Origin of the sequence: Ligilactobacillus acidipiscis, from assembly GCF_900116935.1 — a bacterium.
GTDB classification, from domain to species: Bacteria; Bacillota; Bacilli; order Lactobacillales; family Lactobacillaceae; genus Ligilactobacillus; species Ligilactobacillus acidipiscis.
In genome coordinates this window covers 2109930-2127465 of the sequence record NZ_LT630287.1, presented here as the reverse complement: position 1 = coordinate 2127465, position 17536 = coordinate 2109930, and the positions used below count along the sequence as shown (strand labels likewise).

Here is a 17536-nt window from a genome sequence, read left to right as displayed (position 1 = left end):
GAGGTCACAAAATGAGTTCACAGAAAAAAGTTGTGGTTGCGTGTGCTTCAGGTGTCGCAACTTCACAGACAGTAGCTTCTAAGATCCTGGATATGTGCGACCAGGCAGGTCTGAACGTTATGGTCGAAGCCACTAATATCAGCCATTTAGCTAGCATTATCGACAGCGTGGATGTGTATGTTTCGATTGTTCCGAACAGTGGCGAAAAGTGGGATATCCCCGTAGTCAGCGGGATCCCGTTTTTGACTGGTAATCAGATCGAGCAGGAATTCGCTAAACTAAAACAGGCCTTGAGCTAGAACGTGGAGGAAAAAAGAATGGAAATTTTAAAAACCATTGTTAACTATGTGCTTGACTTGGGTGCTGGTGTTTTTATGCCAGCCATCATGTTCTTATTGGGTCTCGTTGTTAGAATGCCGCTGAAGAAAAATATCACGGCAGCGCTGACACTGGGTGTGGCGTTTACCGGGATCAGTTTGGTGATGGGGTTTATGACAGATGCGATCAGTCCAGCGGCTCAGCAGTTAGTTAAACATACTGGCATCAAGCTGACTGCACTTGATGTGGGCTGGCCGCCATTGTCCGCGATTTCTTGGGCCTGGCCGTTGGCCTTCCTGATGTTTCCTTATCAAATCGGGATCAACATCGTCATGCTGATTTTTAAGTGGACTGATACCTTGAATGTTGATATGTGGAATGTTTGGAACAAGATCTTGACAGCGGTCTTGATTTACTTTGTATCCAAAAACATGATTTTAGCCTTTATCGGGGCCGGTGTGCAAATTATCTTAGAATTAAAGAACGGTGATTTGATTCAAAAGTCAGTCGAGGAAGCAACGGGGATTCCTGGTGTGACGGTGACTCATCCCCACGCTCTCGTGGCAATGCCGATGACATACCTTGATATGGTGCTTGATAGAATTCCCGGAATTAAAGATGTTCATTTGGATGCTGCGACGATGAAGAAAAAAGTGGGGATTTTTGGTGAAAACCATATAATGGGTTTTATTTTAGGAATCTTTATTGCTATTTTAGCGGGCTATAACTTTAAGAAAACGTTGGTCTTGGGGGTTCAAGCTGCTACGGCTCTTCTGTTATTACCAATGGTTGCCAAGCTGTTTATGGAAGCTCTGGCACCCTTCTCGGATGCCACCAGTACTTTTGTTAAGAAGAGATTTCCAGGCAGAGACTTTATTATCGGTCTGGACTGGCCAATTTTAGCCGGAAAACCAGAAATCTGGGTTGTCATGATCTTGATTATTCCGATTATTCTCTTGATGGCATTTATCATTCCAGGCAATTCAATTTTACCATTCGGGGGGATCTTGATGACTGGACTGGCATTTACTGCCTTGTTAGTTACCCGTGGGGACATGGTTAAAATGCTAATTTTATCGACTTTATTGATTCCAGTTTTCCTGTGGGTCGGAAGTTATCTAGCCCCGGGGATCACTGATTTAGCAAAAGCCGTGGGTGGCATCGACATTCCAGCGGGACAGATGATCACACGGATGGGAATTGAGGCACCGATTTTTAGATACGCTATTATTGAAGCTTCAAAGGTAACAATAGGCAGTTATATTGGAATCTTGTACATTCTCTTGTATGCGGCTGGTTGGTTTGGCTACCGGAAGATCATGCTGAAGAGAAATAAACAGTTGTTTGCAGGTACGAAAGAGGATTCAGTGGAGGAATAAGATGAGTGATTTGAAAGAAATTGAACAACAAGTTAGTGAAAAGTTAGTCTGGGCTGGCCAGGAGATGTGCCGAAAGAAACTAACTTCGGGTACAGCGGGCAACATCAGTATTAAAATCAGTAATGATTTATTTGCCATTACACCCAGTGGAACTAACTACTTTACCATGCAACCGAAAGACATTGTCTTTTTAAATTTCAAAGATGAAGTCGTGTACGGCGATAAAAAACCATCGATTGAAAAAACGATGCACAGAATGATTTATCAGTCTCGGCAAGAAGTGAATGCAATCGTGCATACTCATTCGACCAATGCGATCGCGGCTGCTTCTTCGCGCAACATTGATAAGTTACCGACAATGGAATTGGAAATGGTCTCATATCTGGGTGGAGACATCAACATTGCTGACTTTGCGCCAGCGGGCAGCTTGCAACTGGCGAATAACGTCCAGTATAAAATGGGGGACAGAGCTGGAGTACTGTTGCGTAATCATGGAGCTTTAGGTGTTGGTATCGACATTGAAAGTGCTTTTACCTCGACGGAAATCTTGGAAAAAGCTTGCTTGATTTATTTAAAGACTTTGGCTGCTGGTGGCCCAATCAGAATGCCGGCAGACTTTGTCCCGACGGGCAGACGAAAATATTTAGCCAAGTTTAATCGTTGAAAGGTGATCAAGGAGGGGCTTTATTATGAAGGATAGCATTCATAAGTATTTTAAGCTTGGGACGATTCAGTGGATGAGTCATCCGACAGAAAGCGTCGTTGATTCCATTCGCAGATTCGCTCAGGACGATTTTTTCGATGCACTAGAAGTGAAGGCTTTTCCAAGCGCAGCTGAAAGAAAAGCAGCCACAGAAATATTGAGTCAGTCGCACCTGACGGTTGCCTACGGCGCCCAGCCGACCTTGTTAGGGACGAAGTTGAATCCAAATGACCTTGATGAGCAAAATCGGGAAGAAACAGAAACTGAGTTGCTGAAGGGGATTGATGAAGCTGCGGAGCTTGGTTGTAAGTCTCTGGCTTTTCTGGCTGGTCACTGAGCTGAAGAAACAAGAGAGAAACAACTGGCGCAATTAGCTAAGACGGCCGGAAGTCTGTGTGCCTATGGGGAACAGAAGGGAATCTTAATTGAGTTGGAGCTTTTTGACAGTGATTTGGACAAAAAATCTTTGGTAGGACCAGCTCCTTTGGCTTTAAAGTTAGCCGAAGAAGTTCGAATGAAACACAGCAATTTTGGATTGTTGGTCGACTTATCTCATTTTCCGACCATGCATGAAACGACACAGTTTGTGATCCAGGTCTTGAAGCCTTACATTACGCACTTGCATATTGGAAATTGTGTCGTGCAAGCAGGTGCTGACTACTATGGTGATACTCATCCGCGCTTTGGTTTTCCAGGTGGTAGTAATGATGTCGCAGAACTGGTTGACTTCTTTGAGATATTGAGAATTGAAGGGTTCTTTAACGCTAAAAATCCGTATATCATGTCTTTTGAAGTGAAGCCTTACCCTGGTGAAGATGCAGAAGTTGTGATTGCTAATACTAAGCGGGTCATTAACCGTGCCTGGGCATTGGTGGCAGACTAAGAAGGTGTTTTTAATGAAAATTGTAGTTTTGGATGGTAAAACTTTAAATCCGAGTGATTTATCATGGCAAGGATTTGAAAAATTCGGTACTGTTAAAGTTTATGATCGGACGACGTTTGATCCAGAAGATGTGACCGCGGTGGTTGAAAAAGCAAAGGATGCCGAAATTATTTTGACCAATAAAACACCGTTGACTAAGAAAATGTTGGTGCAGTTGCCGCACTTGAAATATATTGGCGTCCTAGCAACTGGCTTTAATGTGGTAGACGTTATTGCGGCACAACAGTTGGGAATTACTGTGACTAATATTCCAACCTATGGTACAAACGCAGTCAGCCAGTACGCAATTGCGCTGTTGCTGGAGTTGTGCCACCATATCGGCGAGCATAACCGCAGTGTCCAAAATGGTGATTGGGCGAACAACGCTGACTGGTGCTACTGGAACTATCCTTTGACAGAACTGGCTGGCAAAACCATGGGAATCATTGGTTATGGCAGAATAGGCAAGCAGACGGGCAAAATTGCACAAGCAATGGGAATGGAAGTAATTGCTTACGATATTGCTCCAAGTTCAGATACTATAGCGCGTTATGTAACTTTAGATACATTATTCCATTCCGCAGATGTAATTGTTTTACATTGTTTACTGACAGAAGAGACCAGAAAGTTAATAAATACAGATACGATCTAAAAAATGAAGAATAATGTTTTTCTCATTAATAATTCACGCGGAGAGTTAGTTGACCAGCAAGCACTAGCTGAAGCATTAAAGAACGGCAAAGTTGCTGGCGCTGCAGTTGATGTAGTTGAAAAAGAGCCAATCGCACAGGATAATCCTTTATTAGAGCTAGATAATTGTATCATTACTCCACATATTTCCTGGGCTTCGCACGAATCACGGGCAAGATTGATGGACATTGCCGTTAAAAATCTGGAGAAGTATTTAGAAAATGATCCAGTGAATGTAGTGAGCGGAAATTAAAATGTAGATTTAGTAGTTAGGGGAAGAATTCGTTAGTGTAAATTTTATTACGGGTGCTCATATAGAAAAGTCCATCTCGAATTGAAGTGGGCTTTTTTCTATCTTCAAATTTTGTGGTCGGTTTGGTATTTGCACTATTTAATTGGAAGTGAAATCATGTTTCAGAAAAGAAATCTGAGTTTTTTTATTGAGAACTACAGACTTGGTTATTTGCAAATAATACTTGAATTTGGGCCATGCTATCCAGAAGTCAAAAACGATTGAATCCCAAGTATTAAGTTGGAAGATAAAAGAGTAAAAATGAGGCTTTCACTGCTTTAATTGAAAGCGCTCATTAGAAAATATTTTGAGTTGATGGTTTTAATTTAGTTCAGGTATAATTATCCTGAATTATTCATACTTTTCGTTGCAGTTAAAACTTTGTGCAAAGTTACTTTAGTGTGTAAAAAAAGCAGCTTTTTGTTAGTTTTGTTGTCGGACTGTTTAAAAAAGGACAGACTTCACCCTTTCCCTAAGAAAAACATTTTTTATTTTGTGAGTTCACAGCGGATATATTTTTAGCTTTTGAATCTTCCCCGATTTAAAATTGAAGTGCAACACTTGATAACTAGACCAATTAGACTAGCTTAAAAGGCCATGAAGGCCTATTCTTATTATTAACGACAAAATCAACAGATAAGGATAGGTGTCTTCATGACCCAAACTAAGAATATCATGCCTAAGCATTACCAACAACTCCAATCTTTTGAACGCGGTCAAATTGAGTCCCTGACTCGATTAGGATTTGGCGTTCGTCAGATCGCCAGCCGGCTTCACCGGAGTCCCAGCACCATTTCTCGCGAATTAAAACGCGGGTTAACCACCCAGATTGATTCCCAGAAACATCGGTCATATCAGAGCTACTTTGCCGAGCGCGGGGCGGCTTACTATCGAGAACAGCGGGCCAAGTGTCACCCCAAAGGTTTACTGCAGCGGGCTGCCGTGTTCTTCAAGTCCCTGCCGAAAGCTTTAAAAGCTAAGCCACGAGTTTTCAGTGTCGATACGTATGTCCACTATTTCAAAGCTCATTACCCGGGCTTTCCCTGCCCATCAACGGCTACGGTCTATCGGTACATCGAGGCTGGCAAGCTCCCGGAGCTTCACAACTATGATTTACCCATGAAGCTACGTCGCCGCGTTAAACGCCCGAATCACCGACATGCCCGCCTGAATAAAAAACGGCTTGGACAGTCCATTGAAGACCGGCCCGCAGTGGTTCGGAAACGTCAGGAGTTGGGCCATTGGGAAGGCGACTTAGTGAAAGCCAAACGGGTTGAGTCCGAACCAGCTTTAATGACGTTAACCGAGCGAGTTAGCCGGATGGAAATTATCGTTAAATTGCCTGATTACCGGGCAGAGACTTGCCGGCAAGCCCTCCAAGATACGATTGATGATTACGGTGCAGAAAACTTTCGGACTATCACGTTTGACAACGGCTCGGAATTCGCTAGTTTAAATCAGGTTCAAGGAACGGAAATCTACTTTGCCCATCCATATTCTCCCTGGGAACGGGGCACTAATGAGAATGTGAATGGTCAATTAAGAGAGTTCTTCCCAAAGGGGCATTCCTTTAAAAACCTCTCATTAGTGGATCTGCAGTTGGTTCAAGACACGCTGAATCACCGTCCCCGCCGCTGTTTAAGCTATAGTTGTCCAGCGGATGTTATGCCACAACTGGTTTAACTTTCTAGACCAATTATAAGAATAGGCCATTAGTGTTGCACTTAACTTGACAATTGAGGGCTTTTGAATCTTGAACAGTGTCTGCCAAAATAATTTAGCGAACACATTGGTCTGAGATAAATGGACCCAGACTTGACGCGCATGGTGCGTGACCTTAGCTGCCACATGGAGTAATTTAAAACGGATCGTCCCGACCTGAGCGTGTTTAAGCTTTGTTGGTAAAACTAAGTTCTTCATGGCTTGCAGTATATTATAAGCGACCCCAGCTACCAGCATCCGGAACTCATTGGCCTCAAAACTAGAACTGTCCGTTTTATCAAAGTGAAAGCCACGTTTAACTTCTTTGATCAAGTCTTCCATGGAACCGCGTTGGTGATAGAGGGCAAAGACTTGTGGACCGCTTAATTCTTCCAAGTTGGTCACGATAAACTCATGGTCAAACAGAAAGTTGCCCGCCGGCCGCGTTGATTTAATAATCACACGATAAGGTCGTGACCAACTTTGAGGACAATAGTCTCGCAGGACATGCCATTGGACTTCAGCTTCGGTGAAGTCCTGGTCACCCACTTGGATCAGGTGCTCAGCCCGACTTTGGAGCTGGTAGTTCGCTTTTAAACGAATCACGAACTTAGCCTGCTTTTTATCACACGCATGGTAGATCCCTGGAGCTGCGAAACCAGAATCTCCCCGCACTAAGACATCCAGGGAAGATCCGTCATAGGCCCGTAAGCTCCGTAATAAAAATTTAGTCGCACCTTGGGAAGTATAGCGATTGCCGGGGCGTAATTGAGCATTCAACAAGCAGCCCGATAAAGCATCAAAGGCTAGTAAAGGATGATAACCGTTGGTCTGGTAGTGACCGTTATAAGCACTCTTTTCTTGGTCACCAAACGTATCGGCATGTGTCGAATCTAGATCAAGGATCAGCTGATGTTGATTTAGCTGCCCAAGAACAAAGTGAGCTACCGAGCCGAGCAATGATTTGACTGAAAAGAGCCCAGACGCTGAAATGTGATTGATAAAGCGTGAAAGTGTCGGCTGGGAAGCGACCGCTTGAGACAAGACCAGCTTAAAATCAACGGCGTGTGACAAGGTATTAGCCGACTGATCTTGGCAGTATCCTGCCAGCAATTGCAACAGCAACTGCTTAAATAAATTGTTCAAGGGAAAGGTACAATATTTACGGTCATCTTTAAAATGCAAGTTATCTTCTAAGAGCTGGTCAAAGTGAATTTGGTGCAGAAATTCAGCAATTAATAAAGTTCCGGCATCGTTCGCTAACTCACCACCGTCATTAGAAATGTTGATCTGGTCATTGAATAAAAGTTTTTCATGATGTAAAGTTGACATAAGGAGCACTCCTGTTCTTTGTGGTTTTCATCGACTTTACAATAGCACAGGATGTGCTCTTTTTGTACACCCAACAGGTGAAAAACGAAAAAGATGCGAACTAGCATGACAACAACAAAAAGTAGTCCTTAAGGGAAAAGTATGAATAATTCAGGATTATTACAAATGGTTAAAAAATGTAACAAAAATATTATAGACATTTTTCATAAATGCGTTACAATAGATGATGTGAAAAAAATAACAACTAAGGAGCGAGTGCTTTTGAATAATTCAGCAAAAAAAGTTCTACTTGGTGCTGTTGGTGCAGCCAGCTTATTTGTAGCTTCGGCTAGTGTTAGTGCATCAACAACACATAAGGTCGTTTCAAACGATACAGTTTGGGGTTTATCTCAAAAATATGGTGTTTCAATTAAGTCTATTGAACAATTGAACCATATTAATACAGGTTCACATTTAATTAACGTTGGTCAAAATGTTCAAATCCCTAACAAAGGTAATGAAGTAAAGACTCCGGTTAAGCAAAGTACACCTCAAACAAATATTACATATACTGTAAAATCTGGGGATTCGTTGTACACGATTGCCCAAAGTCATGGTGTTTCGGTTGCTGCACTTCGTCAAGCTAATTCATTAACAGGTTCTGCGCTACAGATTGGTCAAAAGTTAGTGATCAATAGCAATGCAACACAAAGTGCCGCTACTCAAGTACAACAACCTACCGTTGCTCAGGATCAGACGCAATCACAACAAGCAACTGCTACTACTACGCAAGTTCAGGACCAAGCACAACAGTCAACGCCTTCTGCGCAAGTTCAAGCAAGGCCAGCTGCTAATAACTATGCTGCTCAAAACAATTCTGCTTCTACTACTTATAATACAGCACGTTCTAATTACAGCAATCAAAGTTATGCTAGAAGCCAAGCATCACAACCTCAAACACAGAATAACAATGTTAACGCTGCTAACTATAGTTCTGTTGTAGGTTATGCTCAATCATTTACTGGTTCTTCTTATGTTTATGGTGGAACAACACCTTCAGGTTTTGACTGCTCAGGCTTTGTTCAATACGTTTATTCTAAATACGGCAAGAGCTTGCCGCGTACAAGTCAAGCACAAGCTAGCGCAGGAACACGTATTTCTACGAGCCAAGCAAGACCAGGAGATTTGATCATCACTAATGGTGGCGGTCATGTTGGTATTGCTACTGGTAATGGTAATTTTATTTCTGCTGAAAATCCGCGTGATGGCGTTGCTACTTCTAATCTTAAGTACTGGGGTCCAAGCTATGCGGTGCGGTTGAGATAAAAAGTATGCTTTAATTAAGCTTTTCAACATTTGTACAATTATAGAAGTCACTATTTTCTTGTGGGATGGTGGCTTTTTTTGTGACGCTGCGAAAATTAGTTTTAATGTAAAAATGACCTGTACGGTAAAGGTATTAACTTTTGCCGACAGGTCATTTTATCTTTATGTAGACAGCAAGCCGCTTTCTGTATCATATAAGCTTCTAAAACAATAAAAAGGGGTGTTTTCCATGTACAAATAGTATTAACAATATAAACTAGCTTCGTTTCAACTTTTATAGAGTATTGTATCTATTCAAAAGTCATTAAAAATCTTTGTAATTAACTACCACCTGTTTATTAGTTTCATTTAATAGTTTTCTTGGGTATGTTTTTAACCAGGGGAGTGTCAAGAAGTTTGTGTAAATGAAAATCCCTTCTCCTGGCAAAATAAAGTATTAATCGAAAAGTGATTCTAACGTGTCTTTGACTTGACCAAATCCGCGATGGCTACGATTGAAGTACTTTTCGTTATAGCTTATGACTTGAACTCCAATGAAATTGTCTAAAGATTTTTCGTTTGGAAATTGTTCCTTTGGTTTGGTCTTGCGTTTGATTCTTTTGTTCAGTGATTCTAAGATATTGGTTGAATAAATTGTTGGTCGAATGGCCGGGGGAAAACTCAGGAAAGCTAATAGTTCATTTTCAATGGATTTAAGTTGCTGGATCAGATTGGAATACGATTTCCCCCATGCACCATAAAAATCATTTAAGATCTTGTGTGCTGCAGTTACATCGGTCGCTGAATGCAACTCTTTAAAGTCATTTAAGATCGCCTCACGATCTTTTAAACGCACATGCGAACCAATATTGCGCATAACATGTACTAGGCATCTATGAAATTTAGCTTTCGGGAAAGCGTGCAATAATGCTGGCTGCAGACCAACCATTCCATCTGCAATGATCAACTGGACTTGTTCTAATCCACGTTTTTTAAGATCTTCTGCCATTTCTGACCAAACTCCTGTATTTTCACTTGGAGCGATTCGATAATCAAGAACTTCTTTGATGCCGACAGATGTAATACCTAAAGCAATATAGACCGCTTCTCTTTGAACTGAATCGCGGCGCAAAGGTAAGTAAGTTGCATCTAAGAAAAGACAAACATAGTTTGCCTTAATAGTTCGTTGATGAAAAGCTTCAATCTGTTTTGTTACCTGAGCAGTGATATTAGAAACAGTACTAGGTGAATAATAAGAGCCATACATTTTTTCAATCAAATCTGCAATTTCACGGGTCGTAACGCCCTTGGAATAAAGCTGAATGATTGTTGTTTCTAAAGCGTCCTGACGACGAGAATAAGCTGGAAGCAGGTGGTTATGAAAATGGCCTTTACGGTCACGCGGCACAGCAATTTTCAACTTACCATATTCAGAGTCAATTAAACGATAATACTGGCCATTACGAGAATTGCCAGTATTAAAGCCACTGCGGTCATAAGGATCATAACCAAGTAAGGCAGTCAGTTCAGCTTGCAAGATGTGATTAATAGCCGTTTCGAGTTGTTGACGAAAAAGTTCTTTAACATCGCCATTTGACAATAGATTTTTGGTAAACTGATCCATGGGGAATCCCTCCGTTTTGGTTTGATTTGGATGATTTAATCATACGGGGAAGGGATTCCCTTTTCAACAGGACTTTTATTCATTTACACAAACTATTTTATACTCTCTTTCATAAACTTTTAAAACTAAAAAATAAATAAGTGAAACGTATAATTTAAACATTCAGTAAATACTAAAAAAGGACTTCCTGACAGTTTTAAAAATCAGACTAACAATTACATCCTAAATTTTTGTTTTATTTCTATGAATTGTTTACAAAAAGTCTGGGACAAAACTAGCATTAAAAGGAAAATAATCTTGTAGCAAAAAAGAACTACATCATAGTGGGATTCTTTCATCCTATGATGTAGTTCTTGTATTTAAAGCTAGAATCCAGTAGTTTTGTTCCAGCCCCTAAAAGGGTTGAAATTGAGTACTCAGTCAAGATCTTTATTTTAGTTGTGCTATTATCTTTGTAATTTGTAGTTACACCAGTTTTCCGCTATCCATTAAGGCTTGAACTTCAGGTTGAGCGTGCCCATATTTTTTGACTGTGTTATCAAAATCAATAAAGAATAGTTTGTACCAAACTAAGAAAGTGTAAATCGTCCAGATCTGTCTCCGACCATTGATCTTGCCTTCATAGTTATCTTGCAACAGTCTTAGAATCTGTCTTTGATTAAAGATCTCGTTGACCCAACTTTCTTCAAAGAGGTCTCGAACTTGGTCACAGTATTCTTCTTCCTCTAACCAATCTTTGACTGGGACAGGAAACCCCAGTTTTGGACGCTTAGCGAAGTCTTCTGGTAGGTGCCTTAAAGCAGCCTTTCGGAAAGCTTGCTTAGAGCCATTTTTGTTCAACAACATTTTAGTCGGGATGTTGTTGGCGACTTCGGCAACCTTACGATCAAGGAATGGGACCCGCAATTCGAGCGAATGTGCCATTGAGATCTTATCTGCTTTCTGTAAGATATCGCTAAACATGAAGTGATGTAAGTCAATGTATTGCATTTGTTTAACATCATCGACATCTTTGACTTTTCCAAAATCATCCTGGTAGATACTGTTAATAGTCAGATTATTTTGATAGTCACCCTGAAGTACCAGGTTAGCCTGATTTGATGTGAAAATCGAAGGCTGCGTTGGATCATAGATCCATGATTCGCCTGTATAATAATTAGATGGTTCAGCCGCCCAAGTGTAAAGCTGTGTTTTACCTGGAAAGTTTGGCATTTTTTTGATTATTTTGGCTGCACGTTGACGTTTCTTTTCGGGTAAGTTGTGTAGTCGAGAAGCAATTGATTTAATGGTATCATTTTTAGAATGCATCCCATAGTTAACATACCCAGCAAATAATTCATCAGCACCTTCACCTGAAAGTGCCACAGTGACCTTGCGACGAGCTAGCCGACAGAGATACCATAATGGAACTACTGAGGGGTTCGCATCTGGTTCATCCAAGTGATACTGCATTTCTGGAAAATCATCAAAGGCTTCCTTGGCATCAACTGTTTCAACGTTAAAGTTCAGGCCGTTTTCATCAGCCAACTCTTTTGCGACACTTGCTTCATCGAAAGGGCCGTTGGCAAAATTGACGCTAAAGACTTCTTGCGGCTTCAAGACGGAAGTGACATAGGAAGAATCAACACCTTCCGACAAGAAACTACCAACTTTAACGTCAGCAATATTGTGAAGCTTGACAGATTCAGTGACTGTCTTATCGATTTGATCGATAACTTCCTCTTCGCTGCGATTATCATCGATGTTGTATTGGGCATCCCAATACTTGTGCGTTGTTAAATGACCGTTAGAATACTCGAACCAGTGGCCAGCAGGAAAACGGTAGACGTTTTTAAATAACGTTTCTTTTAAGTCATTGTACTGGTTCATTAAATAAGGTTTAACAGCCTTTTTATTCAGTTCCATTTTGAAATTAGGATGACGCATGAATGACTTGATCTCTGAACCGACAATAAATGTTTCGCCTTGTAAATAATAATATAAAGGCTTGATCCCGAAGAAATCACGTGCACCATACATGGTTTGCTTGTTAGTATCATAGATAAAGTAGGCAAACATACCGCGAACTCGCTTTAAAGTACCTGCCATACCCCACTCTTCGTAGCCGTGCAACAGTACTTCAGTATCGGTGGCTGTCTTAAAATCGTGGCCGGCATTAATTAATTCTTTTCTTAAAGATTGATAGTTATAGATTTCACCATTAAAAGTGACCAAAATTGAATTATTTTCATTATATAAGGGTTGAGCACCACTTTTTAGGTCGATTACACTCAGACGAACAAATCCCATTGCGACCTTATCGTCCGTAAAGTTGCCACAACCGTCGATATTAGGACCACGGTGTTGAATCAGCTTCATCATTGAGTTGATTGTTTCTTCTTAGTGATCCACTTGCGGATCACTAAAAGCAATAATTCCACACAAAAAAATTTCCCCCTTAGAAAATGTAAACAGTCGAACTGTTTGTTTAACAACCCCTGATTATACGCCTAACTTGCTAAAAATTACAGAATAATTACAGATTTTACAAATGGTTAACAAGCAAATTATTTTGCTTATCCCATTATTCTATTGGATTATTATCATACCTTGAGTAAAAATTTTCAATGATTTGAATTTAAATCTTAAATAGTAGCTAAAAACCTGAATTATTCATACTTTTCGTTGCAGTTAAAACTTTGTGCAAAGTTACTTTAGTGTGTAAAAAAAGCAGCTTTTTGTTAGTTTTGTTGTCGGACTGTTTAAAAAAGGACAGACTTCACCCTTTCCCTAAGAAAAACATTTTTTATTTTGTGAGTTCACAGCGGATATATTTTTAGATTTTGAATCTTGAACAGTGTCTGCCAAAATAATTTATCGAACACATTGGTCTGAGATAAATGGACCCAGACTTGACGCGCATGGTGCGTGACCTTAGCTGCCACATGGAGTAATTTAAAACGGATCGTCCCGACCTGAGCGTGTTTAAGCTTTGTTGGTAAAACTAAGTTCTTCATGGCTTGCAGTATATTATAAGCGACCCCAGCTACCAGCATCCGGAACTCATTGGCCTCAAAACTAGAACTGTCCGTTTTATCAAAGTGAAAGCCACGTTTAACTTCTTTGATCAAGTCTTCCATGGAACCGCGTTGGTGATAGAGGGCAAAGACTTGTGGACCGCTTAATTCTTCCAAGTTGGTCACGATAAACTCATGGTCAAACAGAAAGTTGCCCGCCGGCCGCGTTGATTTAATAATCACACGATAAGGTCGTGACCAACTTTGAGGACAATAGTCTCGCAGGACATGCCATTGGACTTCAGCTTCGGTGAAGTCCTGGTCACCCACTTGGATCAGGTGCTCAGCCCGACTTTGGAGCTGGTAGTTCGCTTTTAAACGAATCACGAACTTAGCCTGCTTTTTATCACACGCATGGTAGATCCCTGGAGCTGCGAAACCAGAATCTCCCCGCACTAAGACATCCAGGGAAGATCCGTCATAGGCCCGTAAGCTCCGTAATAAAAATTTAGTCGCACCTTGGGAAGTATAGCGATTGCCGGGGCGTAATTGAGCATTCAACAAGCAGCCCGATAAAGCATCAAAGGCTAGTAAAGGATGATAACCGTTGGTCTGGTAGTGACCGTTATAAGCACTCTTTTCTTGGTCACCAAACGTATCGGCATGTGTCGAATCTAGATCAAGGATCAGCTGATGTTGATTTAGCTGCCCAAGAACAAAGTGAGCTACCGAGCCGAGCAATGATTTGACTGAAAAGAGCCCAGACGCTGAAATGTGATTGATAAAGCGTGAAAGTGTCGGCTGGGAAGCGACCGCTTGAGACAAGACCAGCTTAAAATCAACGGCGTGTGACAAGGTATTAGCCGACTGATCTTGGCAGTATCCTGCCAGCAATTGCAACAGCAACTGCTTAAATAAATTGTTCAAGGGAAAGGTACAATATTTACGGTCATCTTTAAAATGCAAGTTATCTTCTAAGAGCTGGTCAAAGTGAATTTGGTGCAGAAATTCAGCAATTAATAAAGTTCCGGCATCGTTCGCTAACTCACCACCGTCATTAGAAATGTTGATCTGGTCATTGAATAAAAGTTTTTCATGATGTAAAGTTGACATAAGAAGCACTCCTGTTCTTTGTGGTTTTCATCGACTTTACAATAGCACAGGATGTGCTCTTTTTGTACACCCAACAGGTGAAAAACGAAAAAGATGCGAACTAGCATGACAACAACAAAAAGTAGTCCTTAAGGGAAAAGTATGAATAATTCAGGAAAAAATCTGGATTAGATTTTCTAAGAAAAAATATGCCTGGAGTTTAAAATTATTGATCAGAATTTTAGACTTATTAAATTATTTGGCTATCCTGTATTGATAAGTCTTACATATTTGAATATTTTCAAGCGAGTAGTCTGTGGAATAAATGCTCATAACAAAAAATTTGATCATAGATTTCAAAAGATATTTTGATAAAATGATGAAGGTTTTTTAATTACAGAAAAAGAACCTGTTGCTATAAACAGGTTCAAGGCAGGTATTATTTTTTCAGATCTTCGATTGAATTAACATCTTTCATATAAGTTGGCACTGCTAGTCCGATGCGAGCATGTGGCAAATTAATGCGTACTTCATCAACTTGACCACGATACTTTTTCGCGTAAGCAGCATGGCTGACTGGAAGTTGTGCGACCATCGTGGCATCAACTTTTTTAGAAGCTAGTGCTTGCCACATGATGGAAACATCCAATTGTTGAGTAGTAGCTTGATAACCTTTTTGAACTAATAAGTTTTTGACTACATAAGTGACGGCACGTTCGTAATCGTAAGGTGTATAAACTAGCTTGATTTTTTGACCATGACCAACTGGCACATCTTGCAATATTTCGTTTACCTTTTTAGGATGGCTTTTGATATACTGTTTAGCTGCTTTATTAGATTTCATGCCACCATTGATTTTTAGCATAGTTGAGTATGAATCACTGATCGTCCAATGGAAATTCTGTAATAGTTTATAGGCACCAGGATTATCTTCTTGCAAGCCGTTTCGTGCAACAGTACTAAAATGCTGAGTTTTACCGAAGATATTTTTGGGATCCTTCAACCACTTCATATCGTATTTCGCAAACATCCAGTGGGGTTGAAAGGCAGTTACAACGATCGGCTCCTTATTTTTTATTGCTTTACCTAGAGTACTGACCATGGCTGCTGTTGAACTGGGCATTAACTGCCAATTTTTTTCTTTTAGACCGTAAGCCGTCAGCATTTTCTTTGCTTTACCCATCTCACCAGAAGAAGCATCGATCCCGGTGACCGTATAATTTAATTGCGGACCCAATTTTTTTATCAGGATCGTACGCTTTTGCTTGTTGGCTACTGCAAGCTGCTAACAAAAAAGCTGAGAGCATGATCAACAACAGTGATAATAACTTACCAGCGTTCCGTTTCAAAAATAAAACCTCCAAACAAGAGTTAATTACTAGCCTTTATTTCACTCTAACGTAAATTTTTAACTTTGTTAAATAATTAACATATAAAAATATTTAATTGCTAATTGGATAGTATCGTCTGGCGACTTATGGACAAGTATTAGCGGTATTGAGTTTTCGAAGATGGAAATTATACATGAGTGCGGTATAATGAACACGAATTAAAAATTAAGCAAGACCAAAAAGGAGGTTAGATAGTTTGCTAATTATTATAGTGATGGCTGTTCTGCTGTTTTTCTCGTTAGTACGTCGTGTTTATTTTCAATCCCAATTAGAACGCAAGGCCAAATATAATTTCTCTCCTGTTTTGGGTGGTATGATCTTGTTAGGCTTCTTGAGTCCGCTAATGCAGACGTTTGGGCATTCAGTGCTCTTTTTAATGATGATGTCTGCTCTAGTGATCTTGACATTTATTGCTGGGCGTAATGGCCTGACAGACCATGGGGTCCTGCTGCCGAATCTGTTAACAAGATTATTGGATTTTCAAAAGATAATAAAGGTCAACTTGCAACCAGTAGATGTTGATCAAGAAAGAAATGTGATCGTGGCAACCTTTGTTGAAAAGAAATCGCAGCGGCAACATGCATTAGTTTTTGAAATGTCGCTGAATGATTTGATAAGTTTCTTACAACAGAAATTACCATCTGAAGCCCAAATCGAAAAATAAAAAAGTGAAATTTTATTGCCTATCAAAGTGGTCTAGTTGCACACTTTGATAGGCTTTTTTGTTCTAAATGTAATAATAATGGGTAATTCCACTTTAACTTTTACGGAAATGTCCGATATAATACCTGAGTGGTAAAGAACTATTTTGGAGCTAACTAAAGTAAATTGAAAGAAGTGGATAATAGTGGAGACAAGTTCTGATTTTTTGAGTTCTGTAACTGAAAATTTGGCCGTAGTAACATTTGATACAAAAACAAATATTACTTATGCTTCAGATTTATTTGCTCAAACAATGGGATATTCCAAAGAAGAATTGTTAAAAATGCAACACAGAGATCTTTGTTTTAGTTCTTTTGTTAATAGTGCAAGTTATACGGAATTTTGGAAGCGCTTATTAGCTGGGCAGACTTTTCAAGATCAAGTTTTAAGAAAAGGTAAGGGAAACAAGAAAGTTTATTTAGAGGCTAATTATTTTCCTTTGCGCGATGAGGCGCATAATTTAACGGGGGTTTGTAAGGTTTGTTTCGATAAAACTAAAAGTACTTCAACTCTGATCAAGTCTATTGGCGAAATTGGTCAAATCACTAACACAGTGCATGAAATCGCATATAATACTAATATTTTAGCTGTCAATACGGCGCTACAAGCTGTTCGCTCAAGCGAAAATAGTAACGGCTTTTCTGTTGTTGCCAAAGAAATGCGTAAGTTATCTAAGGATGTCGATCAATCTTCAAAGGACATCAGAGAAACGGTCCAGAATATTTTACATCAACTAAATGTTATTGATCAAGATGCATACTAGACTTTAAGCAATTATACTAAGTTTTAAGGGTTTTAAAAAAGGAATAAGTAAGACTAGAAGTTGGGTCAGTGACTCAGCTTTTTTTATTATTTGATTTTCAAAAGATAATGAAAAGCAACTTGGATCTATTAGATGTCGAGCGATAAAGAAACAGGTTCGTGCAGTCTTTCTTGAAAAGGAATCGCAGTGGGCACATACGTTAATTTAAAATCTTTTCACCTGTCAAAGTGAAATGTTTAATTACTTTGATAGATTTTTTTACCTTAAAAGTAATAATAGTACTTTAACTTTGACAGAAATAGCCGATAATACATTCGGTGGAAAAGTAAATGGAAAGAGGAGAATAA

The 17536-nt window shown here is 39.9% G+C and carries 13 protein-coding genes and 2 pseudogenes; 10 read left to right on the top strand and 5 right to left on the bottom strand.

The window, feature by feature from the left end; all coding sequences use genetic code 11:
• Positions 1–11 precede the first annotated feature (11 nt).
• From BQ5903_RS09945 to BQ5903_RS09920, 7 genes and pseudogenes are all read left to right on the top strand, one after another.
• On the top strand, positions 12–299 hold the full coding sequence (locus tag BQ5903_RS09945) for a PTS sugar transporter subunit IIB (protein ID WP_079579444.1): 288 nt from the start codon (positions 12–14) through the stop codon (positions 297–299).
• Positions 300–317: 18 nt separating this feature from the next.
• The gene (locus BQ5903_RS09940; protein ID WP_079579443.1) at positions 318–1697 is read left to right on the top strand and encodes a PTS galactitol transporter subunit IIC; all 1380 of its coding nucleotides are present in this window, start codon (positions 318–320) and stop codon (positions 1695–1697) included.
• 1 nt (position 1698) lies between these two features.
• Positions 1699–2361, top strand: coding sequence for a class II aldolase/adducin family protein (locus BQ5903_RS09935; RefSeq protein ID WP_079579442.1), 663 nt, complete (start codon positions 1699–1701; stop codon positions 2359–2361).
• 25 nt (positions 2362–2386) lie between these two features.
• On the top strand, positions 2387–2737 hold the full coding sequence (locus BQ5903_RS12310) for a hypothetical protein (protein WP_231920849.1): 351 nt from the start codon (positions 2387–2389) through the stop codon (positions 2735–2737).
• Positions 2738–2851: 114 nt separating this feature from the next.
• Positions 2852–3283, top strand: coding sequence for a sugar phosphate isomerase/epimerase (locus BQ5903_RS12305; RefSeq protein ID WP_231920848.1), 432 nt, complete (start codon positions 2852–2854; stop codon positions 3281–3283).
• Positions 3284–3296: 13 nt separating this feature from the next.
• A pseudogene (locus BQ5903_RS09925) lies at positions 3297–4265 on the top strand (D-2-hydroxyacid dehydrogenase).
• Positions 4266–4958: 693 nt separating this feature from the next.
• Entirely contained in the window at positions 4959–5987 is a 1029-nt protein-coding gene (locus BQ5903_RS09920) for an IS30 family transposase (protein WP_079578752.1), read from the top strand.
• 42 nt (positions 5988–6029) lie between these two features.
• Here BQ5903_RS09920 and BQ5903_RS09915 read toward each other — a convergent pair.
• Positions 6030–7337: pseudogene (locus BQ5903_RS09915) on the bottom strand (IS1380 family transposase); the annotation flags it as partial.
• A gap of 261 nt (positions 7338–7598) precedes the next feature.
• On the opposite strand from BQ5903_RS09915, the gene BQ5903_RS09910 reads away from it, so the two are divergent.
• Positions 7599–8642 carry a LysM peptidoglycan-binding domain-containing protein gene (locus BQ5903_RS09910; RefSeq protein WP_010498604.1) on the top strand — a complete coding sequence of 348 codons (1044 nt, stop codon included), beginning with the start codon at positions 7599–7601 and terminating at the stop codon, positions 8640–8642.
• A 436-nt stretch (positions 8643–9078) separates the two neighbouring features.
• Here BQ5903_RS09910 and BQ5903_RS09905 read toward each other — a convergent pair whose 3' ends face one another.
• From BQ5903_RS09905 to BQ5903_RS09890, 4 genes are all read right to left on the bottom strand, one after another.
• Entirely contained in the window at positions 9079–10245 is a 1167-nt protein-coding gene (locus tag BQ5903_RS09905; RefSeq protein WP_079579441.1) for an IS256 family transposase, read from the bottom strand.
• A 465-nt stretch (positions 10246–10710) separates the two neighbouring features.
• Positions 10711–12615, bottom strand: a complete 1905-nt coding sequence (asnB, locus tag BQ5903_RS09900; RefSeq protein ID WP_231920943.1) for an asparagine synthase (glutamine-hydrolyzing) — start codon at positions 12613–12615, stop codon at positions 10711–10713.
• A 428-nt stretch (positions 12616–13043) separates the two neighbouring features.
• Positions 13044–14354 (bottom strand): IS1380 family transposase, encoded by a 1311-nt coding sequence (locus BQ5903_RS09895; RefSeq protein WP_079578404.1) that lies wholly within the window; start codon positions 14352–14354, stop codon positions 13044–13046.
• A gap of 418 nt (positions 14355–14772) precedes the next feature.
• Entirely contained in the window at positions 14773–15570 is a 798-nt protein-coding gene (locus BQ5903_RS09890; protein WP_231920846.1) for a glycine betaine ABC transporter substrate-binding protein, read from the bottom strand.
• Between the two features lie 350 nt (positions 15571–15920).
• Here BQ5903_RS09890 and BQ5903_RS09885 point away from each other — a divergent pair, with 350 nt between their 5' ends.
• Both BQ5903_RS09885 and BQ5903_RS09880 read left to right on the top strand, forming a co-directional pair.
• Positions 15921–16388 (top strand): hypothetical protein, encoded by a 468-nt coding sequence (locus BQ5903_RS09885; protein ID WP_056972755.1) that lies wholly within the window; start codon positions 15921–15923, stop codon positions 16386–16388.
• Between the two features lie 183 nt (positions 16389–16571).
• Positions 16572–17189: a methyl-accepting chemotaxis protein gene (locus BQ5903_RS09880; protein ID WP_056988085.1), complete on the top strand. Its 618-nt coding sequence runs from the start codon at positions 16572–16574 to the stop codon at positions 17187–17189.
• The last annotated feature ends 347 nt before the right edge of the window (positions 17190–17536 follow it).